Genomic DNA, 17,290 nt, shown 5'->3' on the forward strand with positions numbered 1-17,290 from the left:
CCATGAAGTCCCTTCCCACCGGCCTCTTCCTGACCCTCGTCCTGGCCGGGGGCGTCGCCCTGGCCGCGGACGCCCCGCGCGCCTACCTGATCCTGGCTCGGGGGCAGGGCCGCGGCAGCACCAACCTGGACGACCTGGTGACCTCCGCCGGTGGCGCCATCACGGGTCGCCTCCCCGACATCGGCGTGGTGCTGGCGACCTCCGCCAACCCGGGTTTCCTGGCGCAGGTGACCGCCGATGCCCGGGTGCAGCAGGCCGCCGAGGACCTCGAAGTGCCGTGGCTTCCCGACGTGCACGCCACGGCGGCTCAGGACTCCGACCTCCAGGCCAATGGGCTCAACAGCGAACCCTCCTGGGGCTACCAGTGGAACATCCGCCAGATCCACGCGGACCAGACGGCGCTCAACGGCGACCAGGGCTGGGGTGTGGCGCGGGCGCGGGTGGCGGTCCTCGACGCGGGCATCTGGAGCGGGCATCCCGACATCGGCCCCAACGTCAACCTGGCGCTGAGCCGGTCCTTCGTCCCCACCGAGCCCAACATCGACCCCATCGTGTACGGCTTCAACCACGGCACCCATGTCGCCGGGATCATCGCCGCTCCGATCAACGACCGCGGCACCCAGGGCGTGGCTCCCAAGGCCGAGATCGTCGCCGTCAAGGTGCTGCGCAGCGACACGGGAAACGGGTCCTTCTCGTGGATCATCTCCGGCATCCTGTACGCGGCCGGGCCTGAGGTCCGGGCGGACGTGATCAACATGAGCCTGGGGGCCACCTTCGACCGCATCAATGCGGGTGGCAGCGGGTCCGGCCCGCTGATCGCCGCCCTCAACCGGGCCATCACCTACGCCACGGCCGCCGGCACCCTGTGCGTGGCCTCCGCGGGCAACGAAGGCGTGAACCTCGACAGCCGGCTCTGGGCGATCCCGGCCCAGTCGGGCAACGGCATGGCCGTGTCCGCCACCGGGCCCTACGGGCTGACCGACTTCGACCGGGCCGCCTCGTACACCAACTACGGGGTTTCAGTCGTGAATGTGGCCGCTCCCGGTGGCGACTTCGCCTCCGCCGCGGGCTATCCCTTCGATATGGTGATCAGCCCCGCAGGCCGCACCAGCGGGGGGACCTGGCAGTACTTCTTCGCGGCCGGCACCTCCATGGCGGCACCCCATGTCTCAGGCGTGGCGGCCCTGATCGTGGGCAAGTACGGCAAGATGCCGCCCGCCGAGCTGAAACGGAGGATCCTGCAGAGCGCCGACGACATCCTCAAGCCCGGGGTCGATCCCTACTCGGGCCGGGGCCGCGTGAATGCCCTGGAAGCCCTACGCTGAGGCCTGAAGGCTGATGGACCTCCCCCGGGGCCGGCTCTGTCCGGCCCCGGCTGCGCCTGGGTGCTACCGTGGGGTGGGAGGTCGACGATGCTCGATGCAGCCGTTCTTGCCGTGCTCGAAGCGGAAGGATCCGCGACCTTCGTGACGAAGGGGCCTGAGGGTCCGCACCTGGTGGCGACCTGGCAGAGCTACCTCGACGCGGTCGATGCCACGACCCTGGTGTTCCCCGCCGGAGGCTACCGGGTGACCGAGGCAAACCTCGCCCGCGATCCCTCGGTCCAGATGATCATCGGCAGGCAGCGGAGCGCCGAGGGCCCGGCGATCGGCTTCCGGCTCTCGGGGACCGCGAAGGTGCAGTCGGGCGAAGCGCTCCACGAGCAGATGAAGGCCAATTACCCCTGGTGCCGGGGGGTGGTCGTGATGCACGTGGCGAAGGTCGAGCGGATCCTGGGCTAAGCGTTCCTCTAAGACCGGTTCATCAGCCGTTCTGCGATGCGGCCGCGCAGCACCTCGGGCACCAGGTCCGCCAGGTTGCCGCCCATGCTGCCGATCTCGCGGACGAAGCGGCTGCTCACGGCGCTGTATTTCTCCTTGGGCATGAGGAAGACCGTCTCGAGCTCCGGGGCCAGCTTGCGGTTCATGAGGGCCATCTGGAACTCGTACTCGAAGTCGCTGAAGGCGCGCACCCCCCGGATGATGAACTGGGCGTTCTGCGCCTTGGCGAAATCCACCAGCAGGCCGTGGAAGGTGGTCACTTCCACCTGGGGCAGGGAGGCCGTCAGCTCCTTGAGCATAGCCACGCGCTCGTCCACGCTGAAGGCCGGGGACTTCGCCGGGTTGTGGAGGACGGCCACCACCAGGCGGTCCACGAGCTTGGCGGCCCGCTGGATGAGGTCCCAGTGACCCAGGGTCACGGGATCGAAGGAGCCTGGATAGATGGCCGACCGCACGGGCGCTCCGAAGGAAGGGTGAATCAGCCTAGCGCAACCGAGTCGCATCCCGGGTCAAAGGTGCTCCGGATGCTCATAGTTTGAGGATCCAGGTCCGGAACCGGCCCGTCTCCTCGGCCTCGCACCAGCAGGGGGTGCCCTCCTGGCGGAACTGGTCCAGCAGGGGCTCGGGGCGGAAGGGGCTCAGGAGCTGCATCGCCTCGCCGGGGGCCAGGGTCAGGAGGGCCCGGCGGACGCGGGCCAGGGGGTGCTCGCCGGCCGCCATGAGGGCATCCGCGTTCAGGGTGGAGCGCACGGCGCTGGAGCGCGCCCAGTCGGGGCGGGGATCCTCCACCGGGACCGTCCCTTCAGCCACGGGGCCGGCGGCCTCCCCGGCCAACTCCCGAAGGAAACACACCAGCTCCGCCGTGCGGAGGCCCGCCATGCGGGCCGCGTGCTCCACCGTGGCCAGCTTCGCCACCGTGCGTCGGAGGACGGGGTTGCGGAGCCTGGCGAACTCGGGGACGCGGGCGATGAGGGCCTCCTGCTGGTCCGGGTGCGCCGCCAGGAAGTCGCCGATCTTGGTTTCGGGCGTGATGGCCATGGGATGCCTAAGAGGGTGTCTGCAAATTCGCACGGGCCGCGCTGGGAGCGTCGGGCAAGCATGGCGAGGAGGAGGCCCGCAGGCATGGTGGTTCCATGTCGAGGGCCGAGGACGACGCCAGGCGCAGCCCGCCGCCCCAGCCCGGAGGGACGGTGGCCAGCCGTGCGCCCGGCGGCGTCACCGCGCTTGAACGATGTCCCGCATCGCCCATCGCGCGCTTCCTTGCCGGATCACGCGGCTGGCCACCGTCGCGGCTCGCGGGAATTTGCAGACACCCTCTCATGCTTCGTCGTACTGGAGCAGGCGGCGGTCGCCTTCAAGGGCACGCAGCCGCGTGAGGTCCTGGGTGACCTCCAGGGTGCCCAGGTAGGCCCCGGCCTCATCGCGCACGGCGAAGTAGCGGATGTGGACGAACTTCCCCTGCATCTGGATCCAGAACTCCGCCACGGTCTGGCGCCCGGACTTGAAGTCGTTGAGGATGCGCTCCACCACGTCCACGCTCTTGGGCGGGTGGCAGTGCTTCACCTCGCGGCCCAGGATGGTGCGGCTGCGGGCGAAGACCCGGTCCGGCCCCTCGCTGAAGAAGGCCACGCGGTCCTCCGCGTCCACGAAGGTGATGTCCACGGGCAGGGAGGAGAAGATGCCGATGAGCTGCCGGACACTGAGGGCGCCGCTGGGGAAAGCCACGGCCGAGGCGTCCGGCAGGCGGATGGGGTCCTCCGGCAGGGCGGCCACCGGCGGGGCGTAGCCCGTGGCGGGTTCCACCAGGCACCAGCCGTAGCGCGGGCTGTCCCGCCAGGCCTCGCCCCATTCCTCCTCGGTGAACAGGCCCAGGCACATGGGCAGGAGGATGGTCTCCTCCTTGTAGATCATGGACTCCAACGCGGCCAGGGCGGGGCGCAGCACCGTGGGGATGAGGATCTTCAGCTCGGCGCCGCTGAGGCTCTCCTCCCGCAGCACCTCGATGGCCCCCTTGAGCAGCTCGCGCACCTCGTCGTCCTTGGCCCACATGACCTTGGAAGGGCCGGTGTTGCCGTGGCGCTCCAGGATGGAGAAGACCAGGTGCTCCTTGCGCTGATAGTGCTTCTCCACGTCCATGAGGGCGTTGAAGGCCTCCAGCACGGCCAGGCGCTCGGCGGCGGGGTAGGTCTGGTCCGCCACGGATGCCAGGGTGGCGACCCGCTGCCGGGCGGTGGCGGTGGCGGCCTCCAGGGCCCGGTTCTCGCGCCGGAAGGTGTCCACGGGGTGACCCGCCGGCAGCTCCCGGGCCTTGGCCGGGGTCACGGTGTCCTGCAGCACCTCCGCGTGGAGGTCGCACATGGACTTCACTTCTTCGGGGCTCATGCCGTCCGCCATGAGGGACTGCTCCATGGCCGCGATCTCGCTGGCATCCACCTCGCCCACCAGCTGAGCCAGGCGCCCCTTCACCTGCTCGGGGGCTTCACCCCGGTGCAGGTGCAGGATGACCTCCTTGAGGGTGGCGACCCGGTGTTCACGGTTGTTGAGGAGTTCGCTCATGGTGACTTTCCGTGGGGGGCCGTCCCCGGGGTTTATGAATATCAGATAAAAACGATCAAGAATTCTTAAATGTGATCTTCGTCGCACCGGACCTGGGTTCCATCGCCGGAGAGCCCGCCAGGGGCGAGTGCTAGAGTAGGTGCATGAGCGAGAAACTGAGCGTCGGCCTCCTTTTCGGCGGGGAATCCCCCGAGCACGAAGTCTCCATCGTCACGGCCCGGGCCATCGCGGAGCACCTGGATCCCGCGCGGTTCGAGGTGCGGCCCATGGGTATCGCCCGGAATGGCGTGTGGGTGGTGACCGGCGATCCCTTCACACGTCTGGCGGCCGGGGAGCTGCCGGAGCGCAGCAGCCACCCCTTCCTGCCCCTGGAGAAGGGCGCCGAGGCCACGCCCCTGCCGGACCTCTTCTTCAACGCCCTTCACGGCGCCGGCGGCGAGGACGGCCAGATCCAGGGCTACCTGGAGCTGCTGCACCGGCCCTACACGGGGGCCGGCCTGCTGGCCATGGCTGCGGGCATGGACAAGTGGATCACCAAGCGCCTGTGGGAGTCCGAAGGCCTTCCCGTGGTGCCCTACGTGGGCCTCATTGAGGAGCGCTGGGCACGGGAACGGGCGACCTGCCTGGCGGACTGCGCCAAGCTGGGGCTGCCCCTCTTCGTGAAGCCCGCGAACCTGGGCAGCAGCATCGGCGTGGAGAAGGTGAAGCGCGCCGAGGACCTGCCTGCGGCCCTGGACCGGGCCTTCACCTTCGACCGGCGCGTGCTGGTGGAGCAGGGCCTGGACGTCCGCGAGATCGAGGTGGCGGTGCTGGGTGGCGACGAGCCCCTGGTGTCCCAGCCCGGCGAAGTGATCGTGGCCGACGAGTTCTACACCTTCGAGGACAAGTACCTCCACGGCAAGAGCCGCACGGAGATTCCCGCGAACATCCCCGAAGAACTGGCGGACCTGGTGCGCAAGCTGGCCGCCAAGGCCTTCGCGGCCTCGGATGGGTACGGGATGGCCCGGGTGGACTTCTTCCTGGAGCGCCTCACGGGCCGGGTGTTCCTGAACGAGCTGAACTTCATCCCCGGATTCACCAGCATCTCCATGTATCCCAAGATGATGGCTTCCAGCGGCGTACCCTACGCCGAGCTGCTCACGCGCCTCATCAACCTGGCCCTGGCCCGCCACGCCCAGACCGCCACCAAGCAGAAGGGCTTCCGGTCCGGTAGCGACTGGTTCCGGGGCTGAGCCCTCCCACCCAGGGCCCCTTTCTTCACTGACAGCTGACAGCTGATACCTGACAGCTGAACACCCATTTCCACGTAGACTGTCCCCATGCACGCCCGTACCTGGCTCTCGGTGTTCTCCTTCCCGCTCGTCGCGGTCTTCACGCTGCCGGTGATCCAGCGGGGCGAGCAGCCTGCCTCGCAGCCCAAGCCGGGAGTCAAGGCTCCGCCCCAGGACCCTCTGGCGGGCCTGTCCGACATCCAGGACGTCCTGTCCCTGGTGCAGCAGAACTACGTCGATCCGCCCGACATGGAGAAGGTCGTCTCCGGTGGGATCCAGGCCGTGCTCGAACGCTCGCATCCCATGAACGCCTACCTGTCCGCCGACGACCTGCGGTTGCCGGATCCCGGCCCGGCCGAGGCGGGTCTGGTGGTGGTGAAGCGGGGCATCTACGCCACGGTGCTGGCGGTGACGCCCGGCGGCCCGGCCGCCAAGGCCGGCATCCAGCCCGGTGACGTGATCCGCAAGGTGGATGGGGATTCGGTGGGCCGGCTCAGCGCCTGGACTTTGGAGCGCCGCCTCCGGGGAGCCGAAGGCACGGCCGTGGACCTCTACCGCTACAACGCCACCGGTGACCTGACCAAGACCACCCTGCAGATGCAGCGGCTGCCCAAGGCGCCGGTGACCCTCAAGCAGGGGGCCGGTGCCCTGATGGTGTCCCTGCCGGACCTGAATGCCGGCCGGGCCGAGGAGCTCAAGAAGCTGCTGGCGCCGGTGGACCGGAAGCAGACGCTGGTGCTGGACCTGCGCCAGTGCGTGAAGGGCACGCCCGGCGAGGCCGCCGCCGTGGCGGGTCTCCTGGGCGCCAAGGGTCCCCTCGGCACCGTCCAGGAAGCGGGCAAGCCCGACCAGGAGGTCCCGCTGGCCGGAACGGGCGCTCCTTTCGCCCGCCTCTCGCTGCTGGTGGGACGCTCCACCCTGGGCCTTCCCGAAGTGCTGGCCTCCTGCCTGAAGAAGGGCGGCGCGCGCACCTTCGGAGAGAAGACCCCGGGCCTGGGTGTGGAACGCAGCCGCTTCCTCCTGAAGCAGGGCGGGGCGGTGGAGCTGGTGTCCCGCCGCTGGGTGGGCCTGGGCGGCGAGAAGCTCGATCGCCAGGGCGTGGCCCCGGACCAGGTGCTGAAGCTCACGGATTCCGATGACGCCCTGGCCAAGGTGCTGGCCGCCCTCGAGGCCCCGGCGCCCGCCACCCCCACGCCGGCGAAGGCCGCCTAGCTTGGCCCGAGGCAAAGGAAAGCGCACGTCCACCCTGGCCCTGCTGGGCTGGGCCACCTTCACCCTGCTCCTGGGTCTGGGCGCGGGCCTGATGCTCGGCCAGCAGGGCTGCGGAAGGCGCCAGGCTCCCGCGAAGCGGGAGGCCCCTGCGCCCGAATCCAAGAAACCCGAACGAAAACAGGCTGAGCCGAAGGCGAAGCCGTCCTCCGAGGCCGCCAAGCCTCAGGGCCCCGAACCGGAGCGCCCGCTGCCCCGCTTCGCCCTGGTGATCGACGACCTGGGCTACATGCAGCCGGAGCTGGTGACGCGGCTCTGCAGCCTGCCCGTGTCCTTCAGCGTGGCGGTGCTGCCCTACCAGGAGTTCACGCGGGACAGCGCGGACATCGCCCACCGCTTGGGCAAGGAGGTCATGCTCCACCTGCCCATGGAACCGATTGGGTACCCGGGGCCGGGTCGCGATCCGGGGCCCAACGCCATCCTCTTCAACCTCCCGGAGCCCGAGGTCCGCCGCCGCGTCCGCCTGGCGCTGGACGGCATTCCCCACCGCGCGGGTGTGAACAACCACATGGGCAGCCGCATCACGCCGGACCGCACCCGCATGACCTGGGTGCTCCAGGAGCTCAAGGCCCGCAAGCTCTTCTTCGTGGACAGCCGCACGGAGAAGGATAGCGTGGCCTATGACGTCGCGGAGGAGCTCGGCATCCCGGCGGTCCAGCGCAAGGTGTTCCTGGATGATGACAAGGCCTTCCCCGAGATGGAGAAGCAGTGGGACCGGGCCCTCAAGCTCGCGGAGAAGGATGGCTCCGTGCTCATCATCGGGCACATCTACCCCGAGACCGTGGAGGCCCTGGAGAAGCTGGTGCCCCGCACCGAGGGGCAGGTGCGCTTCGTGAAGGCCGGCGAGCTGGCGAAGTGATACGCTGACGCTGGCGATGGCGTCCGCCCCATAACCGCCAAAACGGCTGATGACGCCTGTGGATCCTGGAGGACACAGGCATGGCCATTTATTCTTTTCTGGCGGTGGGCGTCGGGGCTGCCCTGGGCGCGTGGCTGCGCTGGGGCCTGGGCGCCCTCCTGAATCCATTCCTCCCATCCCTTCCCCTTGGGACGCTGGCGGCGAACCTGCTGGGGGGCTACCTTGTGGGCGTGGCCGTCGCCGTGTTCACCCAGCATCCGGGCCTGGCTCCCGAGGCGAGGCTCCTCGTCATCACGGGCTTCCTGGGGGGGCTCACCACCTTCTCGACGTTTTCGGCCGAGGCGGTGCATCTCCTGAGCCGCGGTGAATACGGATGGGCGGCGGGCCACATGGCCGTCCACCTGGCGGGGTCCCTTTCCATGACCCTGCTGGGCCTGCTGACGGTGAAGGCGTTCGTGAAAGCCTGAGGAGGCGTCATGAAGGGCACCTACCTGACCTTCTTCGTCCAGGAGGACCGGACCCATCACGGCATCCTGGTCTACGAGTGGCTGCTGAAGGAGGCACGGCGGCTGGGCCTCAAGGGCGGCACGGCCTTCAAGGCCATCGCCGGCTTCGGCCGCCACGGGCTCATCCATGCGGACCACTTCATCGAGCTGGCGGGCGATCTGCCCGTGGAAGTGACCTTCATGGCCACTGAGGAGGAGGCGAACCGCCTCATCGCCTTCATCCAGGCGGAAGGCCAGTCCATGTTCTACATCTCTGTGCCCGCCGAGTGCGGCTTCATCAACGAGCAGGTGCGTTCCTAGGGGCAGGTTCTGTCGGGCGTGCTCAGTGCCCGCAGCCGCACCCGCCCGTGAAGCAGGAGCTCTTCGCCGCGCGGGTCATGCCGAGGCCCTCCTTCCCGATGAGGAACGCGAGCCCCAGGGCCGCGGCGGCGTCCACCCACCAGAGGGCGGGGGCGATCAGGAAGAGCAGGCTGCCCGCGAAGAGCACCACGGAAAGCTGGATGCAGGCCCGACTGCAGGCCGCGTCCGCCGCCACCGTGGCGCTGTCCAGGGCCTGGGCCGCCCGGAGCTTGGCGCGCCAGAGGAACACCATGAAGGCCAGCGAGAGCGCCGAGATCACGAGCCCGGGCACCGTGGTGGGCGGATGGGCGCGGGCCGTGAGCTGCAGGACGGCGCCCCCCGCGATGCCCGCGGCGAGGAAGAGGAACAGCCGGCCGATGCCGAGCGTGGCCTTGCGCTCGCGCTCGAGGTTGCCGTGGTCCAGGAGCTTCCACAGCACCAGCAGCGCCGAGGCCACTTCGATGAAGCTGTCGGCGCCGAAGCCGAAGAGGGCGACCGAGTCGTCCGCCCAGCCGAAGGCCATGGAGACCAGGCCTTCCAGCAGGTTGTAGGCGATCGTGAAACCCGCCAGCCAGAGCGCCCGGCGGCGCCAGTCCGGCCCGCTCATGCGTGGGCTTCCCGCACCTTCCTGGCCTTTACGAGCACCAGGGTGGAGCCCTGGGGATGGCATTCCATGTGGACCTCGTCCATGACCTGGCGCATGAAGTACACGCCCCGGCCGCCCGGCTTCAGGAGGTTCTCGGGCAGGTTCGGATCGGGCAGAGCCTCCAGGTCCACGCCGGGCCCCCGGTCCTCGATGCGGATCTCGAAACGGTCAGTCTTGGGAGTGAAGGTGACCTTCACAGGCTTGTCCCGGTCCAGCTTGTTGCCGTGGCGCATGGCGTTGGCAATGCCTTCCTGGATCGCCAGCCACAGGCGCTCGCCATCCTCCTGGGTGAAGCTCAGGTGCTTCAGGAACTCCGCGCCCACCACCTGGATGAGGTCGATGAAGCGCAGGTCCGTGTTGCAGGTGAGGACGACGGGCAGTAGGGCGGGGTGGGCCATGGGACTGGAATTCCCTTTCAGAGATCAGGCATGCCAAGGTCAAGGTACTTGGAATCCGCCTTCCGAAGCCAGAGGTTTTGCCATGTCCCGACAGGCATCCGGGAAGGGTGGGGCACGTGCCGGAGGTCACAATTAAGAATTAACGGTCCTAAATGTGGAAAATTGTGGAACACTGCTGTCCGGCGCCCAGAGCGGGCAAGACGGAGGTTCCCATGAAGGCAAGGTGGTGGCTGGTGTTGCTGGTGCTCCTGGCGGGCTTCGGCGTGCTGGGGTTGGGGGGGAAGCAGATCGCCCAGAATGCCCCGCCCATTCCGCAGCATGTGGTAGCCGAGGACGGCACCCAGCTTGTGGGCCCCGGCCAGATCCTGGAAGGCCAGGTGAGCTACCTGGGCCACGGCGGTCAGCACATCGGTTCTATTTGGGGCCATGGGGCTTACCTGGCGCCGGACTGGACGGCGAAGGCGCTGCACCAGTGGGCGGCCCACACCCTGGACGGCGTGAAGGCCCAAGGGGCATCCCTCGCGGACGCGAGGGCCACCACTGTGTCCATATTTCAGAGCAATCAGTATGAAAGCTCCACGGGAACCCTGAAGCTGAATGCCGCCCAGGCCGCGGCCTACCTGAAGGCCCGTGAGGAGCTGGCCAAGGTGGCCGTGGAAGGCGACAAGGGGGCGGCCATTCCCGCCCGCTGGATCCCCACGATGCAGGAAGGCGAGCGCGTGGCCGACTTCTGGCTGTGGACGGCCTGGACCGCTGCGGCCCGCCGTCCCGGTGCGGACCACAGCTACACCCAGAACTGGCCTCAGGAGCCTCTGGTGGGCAACACCATCACGCCCATCAGCCACCTCTGGAGCATCCTGTCGATCATCTTGCTGATCCTGGGCGTGGGCCTCATGGTCTGGCACCACGCCAACCAGCCCGCCGAGGAGTTCCCGGATCCCAAGCCCATCCCGCCCGCCCCGGCGACCCCCAGCCAGCGCTGGTCCGCCATCTACTTCGCGGTGGCCATGGCCCTGTTCCTGGTGCAGATCGGCATGGGCGTGCTGACGGCCCATGACGCGGTGGAGGGCAACGGCCTCTACGGCCTCGACCTCTCGCACATCCTGCCCTACGCGGCGTCCCGCACCTGGCACCTCCAGCTGGCGGTGTTCTGGATCGCCACCTGCTGGCTGGCCACGGGCCTCTACCTGGGCCCCAAGCTCAGCGCCAAGGAGCCCAAGGGCCAGTGGCTGGGCGTGGCCGGCCTGCTGGCGGCGCTCGTGGTGGTGGTGGTCGGCGCCCTCGTGGGCGCTCACCAGGCCATCGTGGGCAAGCTCTCCGGCTCCTTCATGCTGGGCCACCAGGGGTACGAATACGTCGAGCTGGGCCGCCTCTGGCAGATCCTGCTGACGATCGGCATGGTCTTCTGGCTGGTGCTGGTGCTGCGCTCGCTGATCCCTGCCCTGAAGGGCGAGAAGGGCCGCCTGGGCCTGCTCAAGCTCTTCGTGCTGTCCGCCATCGCGATCCCGCTCTTCTACTCCGCGGGCTTCATGTACACCCGCGAGACCCACATCGCCCTGGCCGAGTACTGGCGCTGGTGGGTGGTCCACCTCTGGGTGGAGGGCTTCTTCGAGGTCTTCGCCACCGTCGCCATCGCGCTGCTCTCCACCCGCATGGGCCTGCTGCGCGAAAGCACCGCGCTGCGCGCCGTGAGCCTCTCCATGGGCCTCTTCCTGGGCAGCGGCGTCATCGGCACCTTCCACCACCTCTACTACACGGGTTCCCCGGCCTCCATCTCGGCCCTGGGCTCCGTGTTCAGCGCCCTGGAGATCGTGCCCCTCACCATCGTGGGCTTCGAGATTGCCATGAGCCTCAAGGCGGGCCGCGCCCTCGGCAGCGGCTACGAGTGGCCGTTCAAGTACTTCGCGGCGGTCTGCTTCTGGAACCTGCTGGGCGCCGGCGTCTTCGGCATGCTCATCAACCCACCCTCCGTGCTCTACTTCGGCCAGGGCCTCAACACCACGCCCATCCACAGCCACGCCGCGCTCTTCGGGGTCTACGGCTTCCTGGCGATCTCCCTCATGCTCTTCGCCTTGCGCGGCATGACGCCGGACAAGGCCTGGGACGAGAAGTGGCTGAAGTGGGGCTTCTGGGGCCTGAACCTGGGCCTGGTCCTGATGCTGGCCATGTCGCTGGTTCCCAGCGGCCTCTACCAGATCACCCAGAGCCTGAACCAGGGCACCTGGTACGCTCGCAGCGCCGAGGTGGTGCAGTCGCCCCTGATGCGCACCTTCACCTGGCTGCGCATGCCCGGCGACACCCTCTTCGGCCTTGGCGCCCTGGCGGTGATCATCTTCACCTTCAAGGCCGTCATCGGCGCCTGGAACTGGCGGACTGCGGAAGAGACCAAGCCCGCCCGTGAGGCCGTGGACGGCGCCCCGGCCTTCGCCCTGAACGAGGACTGAGGTCACTGGGAAGCCAGGGCCCCCGTCGCGAGACGGGGGCCCTGGCCTGTCCAGGCGGGCGCAAGACGGCCTGTTAACCTGACCCGCCCCTTGGAGGTGTTCTGTGGTCCTTTTCGCCCTGCTGTTGTTCGTGGTCGGTGCCCTGGCTTGGCGATGGAAGACCAAGGTGGGTTATCCCCTGTCGGCCCGGCTGGCGATCCTGCAGTGGGTGGGCCTGGGGTTGGGCGTGATCGTGTTCCTGGCCTCCATGGCCGTGGTGGTGCCCCCGGGCCAGGCCGGTGTGCAGGTACTGTTCGGCAAGGTGAGCGCGGAGCCGCTGCCCTCGGGCCTGCACTTCATCAACCCTTTCGCCCAGGTGGTGGAGATGGAGGTCCGCACCCGGAACTACACCATGTCGACCGTGGGTGACGAGGGTCAGAAACGGGGGGATGATTCCATCTCGGTCATCAGCAGCGATGGCCTCACCGTGAAGTTGGACGCGACCATCTTCTATTCGCTTCAGCAGGCTCGCCTGCCGGAGATCTACCGCACCATCGGCCCGGACGTGGAGGAGCGCATCGTCCGCAGCGAGATCCGCGCCAGTCTGCGGGATGCCGCCGCCGCCCTCTCTGCGACCGAGCTCTACACGTCCAAGCGGCAGGCCTTCGTGGACCAGGTGTCGAAGACGCTCAAGGCGGCCTTCGAGGCCCGCGGCATCACCCTGGAGCAGATGCTGCTCCGCAACGTCATCCTGCCCGACCAGATCACCAAGGCCATCAACGACAAGATCAGCGCGGACCAAGATGCCCAGAAGATGGCCTTCGTGCTCCAGAAGGAGAAGCAGGAGGCCGAGCGCAAGCGCATCGAGGCCGAAGGCCAAGCCAAGGCCCAGCAGATCGTGAGCCAGAGCCTGACGCCCCAGATCATCGAGTACCAGCGCATCCAGGCCCTGCGGGACATCGGCACCAAGGGCAACCTGATCATCACGCCCATGGGCGGCGCCACTCCCATGATTCAGGTGCCGACCCGGAAATAGATCGAGGTCGGGTGCTGATTGTCTATCCCATCACGATGCATTGACGTTCAGGGACAGCGAATGTAGATTTCCGTGCCGTTTCAAAACAATGAGACACGGTATCAATAACCACTCGGTCCTGAATCGCGTCCGGATGCCCCGGACGGCATCACGGAGGGCGGCATGAGGTGGACGAGAGCACGTTCGGTGATACTCGGATTCGGGCTGGGTTTGGCCAGCCTTGCCGGGCAGGAGGCTCCCCCAGTCATCCACGGGGACATCCTGATTCCCGATACCAGCCTTGAGGCCCGGGAGGATGTCGGCCTCCGATCCCACACGAACCACCTGGTGCTGCTCCGTCCCGCAGGAGGGCTGGGGCCCGGGGGTGGTATGTCGCCGACGCAGCTCCGCGACTTCTACAACCTCCCCGCCAGCGGGGGCCACGATGTCATCGCGATCATCGACGCTTATCACTACCCGACGGCCCTGAGCGACTTCAACACCTTCTCCGCCCAGTTCGGCCTGCCGCAGGAGGCCTCTACCAACCCCACCGCCTCCACCAACACGGTCTTCCAGGTCGTCTACCAGGGAGGGAAGAAGCCCCGGACCAATTCCGGATGGGCCCTGGAGGCTGCACTCGACATCGAGTGGGCCCACGCCATGGCGCCCAACGCGAAGATCATCCTCGTGGAGGCCCAGTCCAATAGCAACGCGAACCTCTACGCTGCGGTGGACTTGGCGGTGTCCCTCGCGGGGGTGAAGCAGGTCTCCATGAGCTGGGGCGGCAGTGAGTCCTCAGGAGAGGCCGCCTATGACACGCACTTCAATGTGAACGGGCCCGCGTTCTTTGCGGCCAGCGGGGATACGGGCGGGAAGACCATCTACCCCTCCACCTCGCCGTACGTCGTCGCCGTGGGTGGGACCAGCGTGGCCACGGATGCCAACGGCGCCTTCACCGGCGAGACCGGCTGGAGTTCCGGGGGCGGCGGCAACAGCCCATACGAAGCGAAGCCCACTTGGCAGGCGGCCGTGTCCATGACAGGTTCAGGTCGCGGCGTGCCCGACATCGCCTCCGACGCAGATCCGAACACGGGCGTGGCGGTGTACGACACCACGTCCTACCACGGACGGTCCGGATGGTGGGTGGTGGGCGGCACGAGCGTCTCCTCGCCCTGCATGGCCGGCATGGTGAACCTGGGTGGCGGAGCCTTCGCGAACACCACCCAGCTGCTCTCGGCGATCTACACCAACTACCTCAACCCGCCGACCACGCCGGTCTTCCGGGACATCACCTCCGGGAACAACGGCTTCCCGTGCCTGGTGGGGTGGGATTACGTCACGGGCGTCGGCTCGCCCCAGGGAACCGGAGGGTTCTGATCTCCAAGCCGGATCGGGTGAGGCCGGAGCCCTCTTCATCGAGGCCCGGCTTCACCCGCTGTTCCGAAGACCCGCGGCGATGCCGTTGATGGTGAGCAGGATGCTGCGCACGGTGAGGTCGTCGCTGCCGCGGGCCTGGTCGCCCGCGCGGTAGCGGCGCAGCAGCTCCACCTGGAGGTGGTTCAGGGGGTCGATGTAGGGGAAGCGGTGCTGGATGGAGCGCCTCAGGGTGGGATTGTCCTCCAGCAACTGGTCCTGTCCGGTGATGGCCTTCAGGGCCTGGATGGAGGCCTCGCATTCCTTCTGGAGGCGCTCGAAGATCCCGTTCCGAAGCCGCGCGTCCTCTACCAGGGCCGCGTAGCGTGACGCAATCCCAAGGTCCACCTTGGCCAGCACCATGTCCATGCTGGAAAGCAGGCTGCGGAAGGTGGGCCAGCGGGCGTGCATCTCCCTCAGTAGGGTTAGGCCCGCCTCTCCGTGCTTCTGCTCGAACGCCGAGATCGCCGCGCCGAATCCGTACCACCCCGGCAGCATCACGCGGCATTGGCTCCAGCTGAAGACCCAGGGGATGGCCCGGAGGTCGGTGATGGCCCGGCTCGCCTTCCGGCTGGCGGGCCGGGATCCGATGTTGAGCCGGGCGATCTCGGCGATGGGGGTGGATTCCCAGAAGAAGCGCTCGAAACCCTCGGTGCCGTAGATGAGCTCGCGGTAGGCCCGGCAGGCCCCGTCCGAGAGCTCATCCATGGCCTGCGCGAACCGCGGATCCAGCCCGGAGCCATCGGCATCCGGAAGGCTCGCCTCCAGGGTGGCGGCCACCAGCACTTCAAGGTTCCGGCGTCCCACGGCCGGGTGGCCGTACTTGGCGGCGATCACCTCGCCCTGCTCGGTGAGGCGGATCTGGCCCTGCACGGCGCCGGGGGGCTGGGCCAGGATGGCCTCATAGCTGGGGCCGCCACCCCGGCCCACGGAACCGCCCCGACCGTGGAAGAGCCGGAGGCGGATGCCGTGCCGTTCGGCCACCTCCACCAGACGCAGCTCGGCCTTGTAGAGCTCCCAGCGCGAGGTGAGGAAGCCTCCGTCCTTGTTGCTGTCCGAGTAGCCCAGCATCACCTCCTGCACGCCCCCGCGGCTGTCCAGCAGACGCCGGTAGAGGGGCAGGGCGAGCAGGCCATCCAGGATGCTGCCGCAGCGCTGGAGGTCTTCGATGGTCTCGAAGAGCGGGATGAGGTTGCTGTCCAGGCGGCCCTCCGCCGGGCGCAGGATCCCGCCCTCCCGCAGCATCACCGCCGCTTCCAGGAGGTCGGAGAGGCTTTCCGTGTGGCTGACGATGCAGCTGGGGAGCGCCTCGAGCCCCAGGCGGCCCTGGGCTCCGGCGGCGGCCAGGAACACGTCCAGCTCGCTCCGGGTCTCCGGGCTGTAGGCCAGGTAGGGCGAGGCGAGAGGGCGGGGGCTTTCCAGTTCAGAGGCCAGGAGGGCCACCCGCTCCGCTTCGCCAAGGCCCAGGTACCGGGCGCCAGGGCGCACCGCCTCCAGGAGCTCGGCCACCACCCGCTCGTGGACATCGGAACTCTGCCGCAGGTCGAGTGGGGCGAGGTGGAAGCCAAAGACCGACACGGCCCGTCGCAATTCACGCAGGCGCCCCCGGGCCAGCCGGCGACCGCCGTGAGTCCGCAGGGAGTGGTCCAGGGCGTCCAGATCTGCCTTGAGTTGGGCCGGGGAATCGTAGGGCCGGGAGCCAGACGCGGCGCCCGTCTCCGGGGCCGCCTCCTTCCGGTGGGTGGCCGACAGCCGGTCGAAGATCAGGGACAGGGCGCGCCGGTAGGCTTCGTCCGCGTGTCGGGGGGCCTGGTCCGGGGACCGTTCCGCCAGGTCCAGGACCTCCGAGGAGGCGCTGGACACCTGCAGGCTCAGGGAAAGCTCCTCGGCGAGGGCCCGGGTCTCCCGCAGCAGGTGCTCGAGGATGACGCGGGACTGGGTGCGCAGGGTCTGTTGGAGCACCTCGGCCGTCACGAACGGATTGCCATCCCGGTCACCGCCAATCCAGCTGCCGATCTGGAGGAAGGGCGGGAGCTCCGTGTCGCCCCAGGCGGGATCCTCCCCCAGGCGGTCCTCCAGGTCCGCATAGAGGGCCGGGACCTCCCGCAGGAACGTATGGTCGAAGGTGGAAAGGGCACTGGAGACTTCATCGGCCACCGCGGGGCGCTGGGGGCGCAGCATGCGGGTCTGCCACAGCAGCAGGACCAGTCGCTGCAGGTGCTCGTCCTGCAAGGTCGCTTCCCTGGGCGTCCAGGTGTGGCGGTCCCGCTCATCCAGGAGCCGGGCGATGCCCAGGTGGGCGTTGAGGATGCTCTTGCGGTGGACTTCGGTCGGATGGGCGGTGAGCACCGGCCGGACCAGCGCCCCGCTGAAGAAGGCGCGCAGATCCGCCGCATCCAGCCCCGCCTCGGCGGCCCGGTCCAGGGCATGCTCCAGGGAACTGGGCCTGGGCGCGGCGTCCTCCATGTGGTGGGCCCGGGAGCGCCGGATGTGATGCTGATCCTCCGCCAGGTTGGCAAGCTGCGAGAAGTAGCTGAAGGCCCGGACCACCAGGATGGCGTGGCTGGGGCTGAGGCGCTTCAGGATCGCCTTCAGCTCGTCGTCGGTGCCTGATTCTCCAGTTCGGCGGAAGCGCACCGAACTCTGCCGGATCCGCTCGATGAGCTGGAAGACCTCCTCGCCCTCCTGCTCCCGCACCGTGTCCCCCAGAAGGCGTCCCAGGGTGCGGATGTCCTCCTTCAGGGGCAGGTCCTTGTCGGAGGGCGTGACATCCAT

At 68.4% G+C, this 17,290-nt stretch carries 16 protein-coding genes and 1 riboswitch; of the genes, 10 read left to right on the forward strand and 6 right to left on the reverse strand.

Annotated elements, in window-relative coordinates:
- Positions 1–2: 2 nt before the first annotated feature.
- Both MLE64_RS00725 and MLE64_RS00730 read left to right on the forward strand, forming a co-directional pair.
- Positions 3–1,325 (forward strand): S8 family serine peptidase, encoded by a 1,323-nt coding sequence (locus tag MLE64_RS00725; RefSeq protein ID WP_243314720.1) that lies wholly within the window; start codon positions 3–5, stop codon positions 1,323–1,325.
- A gap of 87 nt (positions 1,326–1,412) precedes the next feature.
- Positions 1,413–1,781, forward strand: coding sequence for a pyridoxamine 5'-phosphate oxidase family protein (locus MLE64_RS00730; RefSeq protein WP_243314722.1), 369 nt, complete (start codon positions 1,413–1,415; stop codon positions 1,779–1,781).
- Between the two features lie 8 nt (positions 1,782–1,789).
- Here the strand turns inward: MLE64_RS00730 and coaD are convergent, their stop codons facing one another.
- The 3 genes from coaD to MLE64_RS00745 all read right to left on the reverse strand — a co-directional run bounded on the left by coaD (position 1,790) and on the right by MLE64_RS00745 (position 4,376).
- Complete coding sequence (coaD, locus tag MLE64_RS00735; RefSeq protein WP_243314725.1) at positions 1,790–2,275, reverse strand: pantetheine-phosphate adenylyltransferase; 486 nt, start codon at positions 2,273–2,275, stop codon at positions 1,790–1,792.
- 73 nt (positions 2,276–2,348) lie between these two features.
- A complete protein-coding gene (locus tag MLE64_RS00740; protein ID WP_243314727.1) occupies positions 2,349–2,858 on the reverse strand; it encodes a DUF1858 domain-containing protein in 510 nt (169 codons plus the stop codon).
- Positions 2,859–3,137: 279 nt separating this feature from the next.
- Positions 3,138–4,376, reverse strand: a complete 1,239-nt coding sequence (locus MLE64_RS00745) for a DUF438 domain-containing protein (protein ID WP_243314730.1) — start codon at positions 4,374–4,376, stop codon at positions 3,138–3,140.
- Between the two features lie 143 nt (positions 4,377–4,519).
- On the opposite strand from MLE64_RS00745, the gene MLE64_RS00750 reads away from it, so the two are divergent.
- The 5 genes from MLE64_RS00750 to MLE64_RS00770 all read left to right on the forward strand — a co-directional run bounded on the left by MLE64_RS00750 (position 4,520) and on the right by MLE64_RS00770 (position 8,581).
- Positions 4,520–5,608, forward strand: coding sequence for a D-alanine--D-alanine ligase family protein (locus MLE64_RS00750; RefSeq protein WP_243314732.1), 1,089 nt, complete (start codon positions 4,520–4,522; stop codon positions 5,606–5,608).
- Positions 5,609–5,695: 87 nt separating this feature from the next.
- On the forward strand, positions 5,696–6,859 hold the full coding sequence (locus MLE64_RS00755; RefSeq protein ID WP_243314735.1) for a S41 family peptidase: 1,164 nt from the start codon (positions 5,696–5,698) through the stop codon (positions 6,857–6,859).
- Position 6,860: 1 nt separating this feature from the next.
- The gene (locus MLE64_RS00760; protein WP_243314737.1) at positions 6,861–7,775 is read left to right on the forward strand and encodes a divergent polysaccharide deacetylase family protein; all 915 of its coding nucleotides are present in this window, start codon (positions 6,861–6,863) and stop codon (positions 7,773–7,775) included.
- A gap of 3 nt (positions 7,776–7,778) precedes the next feature.
- A riboswitch (Fluoride riboswitch) is annotated at positions 7,779–7,841 on the forward strand.
- A gap of 14 nt (positions 7,842–7,855) precedes the next feature.
- Positions 7,856–8,242 (forward strand): fluoride efflux transporter CrcB, encoded by a 387-nt coding sequence (gene crcB, locus MLE64_RS00765; protein ID WP_243314739.1) that lies wholly within the window; start codon positions 7,856–7,858, stop codon positions 8,240–8,242.
- Positions 8,243–8,251: 9 nt separating this feature from the next.
- Positions 8,252–8,581, forward strand: coding sequence for a DUF190 domain-containing protein (locus MLE64_RS00770; RefSeq protein ID WP_243293325.1), 330 nt, complete (start codon positions 8,252–8,254; stop codon positions 8,579–8,581).
- Between the two features lie 22 nt (positions 8,582–8,603).
- Here the strand turns inward: MLE64_RS00770 and MLE64_RS00775 are convergent, their stop codons facing one another.
- Complete coding sequence (locus tag MLE64_RS00775) at positions 8,604–9,227, reverse strand: cation efflux transmembrane domain-containing protein (protein ID WP_243314741.1); 624 nt, start codon at positions 9,225–9,227, stop codon at positions 8,604–8,606.
- Entirely contained in the window at positions 9,224–9,664 is a 441-nt protein-coding gene (locus MLE64_RS00780; protein ID WP_243288121.1) for an ATP-binding protein, read from the reverse strand. The genes MLE64_RS00775 and MLE64_RS00780 overlap by 4 nt, the downstream gene beginning before the upstream one ends.
- Before the next feature lie 212 nt (positions 9,665–9,876).
- Between MLE64_RS00780 and MLE64_RS00785 the strand changes: the two genes are divergently transcribed.
- From MLE64_RS00785 to MLE64_RS00795, 3 genes are all read left to right on the forward strand, one after another.
- Positions 9,877–12,108, forward strand: coding sequence for a nitric-oxide reductase large subunit (locus MLE64_RS00785; RefSeq protein WP_243314743.1), 2,232 nt, complete (start codon positions 9,877–9,879; stop codon positions 12,106–12,108).
- 103 nt (positions 12,109–12,211) lie between these two features.
- On the forward strand, positions 12,212–13,123 hold the full coding sequence (locus MLE64_RS00790) for a prohibitin family protein (protein WP_243314745.1): 912 nt from the start codon (positions 12,212–12,214) through the stop codon (positions 13,121–13,123).
- 210 nt (positions 13,124–13,333) lie between these two features.
- On the forward strand, positions 13,334–14,479 hold the full coding sequence (locus tag MLE64_RS00795) for a S53 family peptidase (RefSeq protein ID WP_243314747.1): 1,146 nt from the start codon (positions 13,334–13,336) through the stop codon (positions 14,477–14,479).
- A 51-nt stretch (positions 14,480–14,530) separates the two neighbouring features.
- On the opposite strand, the gene ppc is transcribed toward MLE64_RS00795, so the two are convergent.
- Positions 14,531–17,290 carry a phosphoenolpyruvate carboxylase gene (gene ppc, locus MLE64_RS00800; protein ID WP_243314749.1) on the reverse strand — a complete coding sequence of 920 codons (2,760 nt, stop codon included), beginning with the start codon at positions 17,288–17,290 and terminating at the stop codon, positions 14,531–14,533.

Source organism: Geothrix paludis, from assembly GCF_022808815.1.
GTDB lineage: Bacteria > Acidobacteriota > Holophagae > Holophagales > Holophagaceae > Geothrix > Geothrix paludis.